General features: G+C 30.5%; 2 protein-coding genes and 1 pseudogene. 1 reads left to right on the top strand and 2 read right to left on the bottom strand.

Features of this window, described 5'->3' with window-relative positions; all coding sequences use genetic code 11:
* Positions 1–301: 301 nt before the first annotated feature.
* Both HMPREF2658_RS14810 and HMPREF2658_RS01560 read right to left on the bottom strand, forming a co-directional pair.
* Positions 302–406, bottom strand: a pseudogene (locus HMPREF2658_RS14810) (replication protein); the annotation flags it as partial.
* 59 nt (positions 407–465) lie between these two features.
* Positions 466–1,146: an IS6-like element ISSau6 family transposase gene (locus tag HMPREF2658_RS01560; protein ID WP_054193559.1), complete on the bottom strand. Its 681-nt coding sequence runs from the start codon at positions 1,144–1,146 to the stop codon at positions 466–468.
* A 36-nt stretch (positions 1,147–1,182) separates the two neighbouring features.
* Between HMPREF2658_RS01560 and HMPREF2658_RS01555 the strand changes: the two genes are divergently transcribed.
* Positions 1,183–2,094 carry a protein rep gene (locus HMPREF2658_RS01555; protein WP_072468978.1) on the top strand — a complete coding sequence of 304 codons (912 nt, stop codon included), beginning with the start codon at positions 1,183–1,185 and terminating at the stop codon, positions 2,092–2,094.
* Positions 2,095–2,990 lie beyond the last annotated feature (896 nt).

Raw genomic sequence — 2,990 nt, 5'->3', positions numbered from 1 at the left:
ACTGCCCATTTACATGCAAATTTAAAAATTAGCAATAAATCGTTCCGAATTTGCATTTTAAATGGGCAAACGTGCCGTTTGATCACATAGTTCGTGTAGCGACAAAAAGAGTATAACGAAAGTATAATAAGCGTATAAAAAAAGTGTAATGATAGAAAATAGCATTATACTTTTTTAGTCGTTCATCGCTCATCAGAACAACAAATAAATTTTTAAGAAATAAATTTTGAGAGTTGACCACCCACGTTCTCCGTAAACTACAAATGTGGGTGGTCAACTCTCAAAATATTTTTATATTTTTTTATTGTTCTTCTTCGGTAAGTTCGTGAAGTTCACTTGCCAGGTACTCTTTCTGATTCCAAATATAATAAATTTGGTAAAGGTATTCAGTGGGATCGATTTCTTGGTTCTGTTGCAAAGTTAAAAAATAAGTGTCTAACCTTATGTTTAAAATAATACTTCGTATTAACTAGCTAGCATGAGCATGATGCTAATTACACGGCATGGCGAAAACCCGTAGATCTGAAGAGATCTGCGGTTCTTTTTATATAGTCCATAAATACATTCAATGCCTTTGATCGTATTCTTTGCCGTATTGATACTTTGATAACTTATTTTCCTTACTTTGATATGACGATGATCTTGTTCAATGAGATTATTTAAATATTTAGAGTTACAATGACAGTTGGGGGTAAGTTTAAAATCTTTAATCACTTTGGACATTGCCACCTTCGTTGAAGGGGCTTGGTTTGTAATTATCATTTGAGGTTTGCCAAATTGTTTAATAAGACGTTTAATAAACGTATATGCTGAGTGATTATCTCGTTTCTTACGTAACGAAATATCTAGTGTATGGCCATCTGCATCAATAGCGCGATATAAATAATTCCATTGCCCTTTAATTTTGATATACGTCTCATCTATATGCCATTTATAATAAGCTTGCTTATTCTTTTTCTTCCAAATTTGATACAAAATAGGAGCATATTCCTGTACCCATCGATAAATTGTTGAATGATGAACATAGATGCCTCGTTCTCTCAATATTTCAGATATATCACGATAACTTAATGCATATCTTAGATAGTAGCCAACGGCTACAGTAATGACATCTTTGTCAAATTGCTTATATCTGAAATAATTCATCCTCTGCACCTCATTTTTTGTTGACTATTATACTATATTTCTAACTTTGCAACAGAACCTAATTTAAGTTATGCAGATATACTAGAAATTTTAAAAATTAAAAAGGCTTATAACGTAAAACAGTGTGGTAACGTCTTAGAGTTCAAGCCGACTGATGAAGGTTATTTGAAATTACATAAGACATGGTTTTGTAAATCAAAATTATGTCCAGTTTGTAATTGGAGGCGTGCTATGAAAAATAGTTATCAAGCTGAAAAAGTTATTAAAGAAGTTATCAAAGAAAAGCCTAAAGCACGTTGGTTATTCTTAACACTTTCAACACGAAATGCGATAGATGGAGATACTTTAGAACAAAGTTTGAAACACTTAACGAAAGCATTTGATAGGTTAAGTAGATATAAAAAAGTTAAACAAAATCTTGTTGGATTTTTGCGTTCGACAGAAGTTACCGTTAATAAAAATGACGGTAGTTATAATCAACATATGCATGTTTTATTATGTGTTGAAAATAGTTATTTTAAAAATAAATCTAATTATATAACTCAAGAAGAATGGGTCTATTTATGGCAAAAAGCATTACAAGTTGATTATCGACCTGTTGCAAATATTAAAGCAATTAAACCTAATCAAAAAGGCGATAAAGATATTGAATCGGCAATCAAAGAGACATCAAAATATTCGGTTAAGTCATCTGATTTTTTAACTGACAATGACGAAAAAAATCAAGAAATTGTAAGTGATTTAGAAAAAGGTTTATATCGAAAACGTATGTTAAGTTATGGTGGATTGCTTAAACAAAAGCATAAAATTTTAAACTTAGACGATGCTGAAGATGGTAATTTAATTAATACAAGTGATGAAGATAAAACAACAGATGAAGAAGCAAAAGCACATTCAATTACGGCAATTTGGAATTTTGAAAAACAAAATTATTATTTAAGACATTAGTGATGACTGATGTCTTTTTTATTGATTTTTTGTAAAAAAGTACTGTCTTATTTTTGTGACAAATGCTGTATGTAGTGTCACAAAACTGTGACAAGCGCAATATATTGTGTCACAAAAGTGTGACACTACAGCTTTTTATGATATCACTTTAAAATTACTTAAAACCCTTGGAATGTCTGGCTTTGCCAGACCTATCGTTTTTGAATGATAGCAAATTCTCCTTATGCTCTTACGGAGTTCTTAGAGAAAATTTAAAATTCTCGATTTTTGATAAAAAGCGCCCTGCAGGAATTTAGAAAAACATGGGGGAAGTTTTAAAGGATTTTATGCTAATTTTTAATTTGCATGTAAATGGGCAGTGTCCGAAAAATCGACACTGGGTTTGATCGAATTTTTGATTATAAAATCAGAATATATTTATTTGGCTCATATTTGCGTTTTAAGAAACAAATAAGATAATACAGTTATAAAACTATATATTTTTAAAGTTCGTTCTAAATACCCCCTTAAAATGCAAAATAAGTATATTCGATTATTACATGTAAATTTTGGTTTTAGCTCGACGCATTTTTAAGTATGTAAATGCGCCTCTTGGATAACGAAAAATAAAAAATCTTAATTAAACAGAGTTTAACTAAGATAGTCACGAATTTTATTAGGTTTAAAAATTATGATTACTTCAGATGTTTAGAATTAAGGTGTTGATTATAGTGTGAATGAAAGTAAGGGATAATAATTAGTAAATCAGTGCACAATTAATGCTTTATTTAAGGTATAGTTACACGCATAATCAAACATGCATTTATGCCGAGAAAATTTATTGACGTTGAGAAGAACCCTTAACTAAACTTGTAGACGAATGTCGGCATAGCGTGAGCTATTAAGCCGACCATTCG

The sequence above is a fragment of the Staphylococcus sp. HMSC062H10 genome (genome assembly GCF_001836945.1).
Lineage (GTDB): Bacteria > Bacillota > Bacilli > Staphylococcales > Staphylococcaceae > Staphylococcus > Staphylococcus aureus.
Note: the sequence above shows the minus strand (reverse complement) of the source record. Positions and strands in the feature narration are given on the sequence as shown.

What these genes read in the sequence shown, in the direction of transcription:
- HMPREF2658_RS01560 (WP_054193559.1), bottom strand. Translation starts at nt 1,146, where the DNA reads ATGAATTATTTCAGATATAAGCAATTTGACAAAGATGTCATTACTGTA.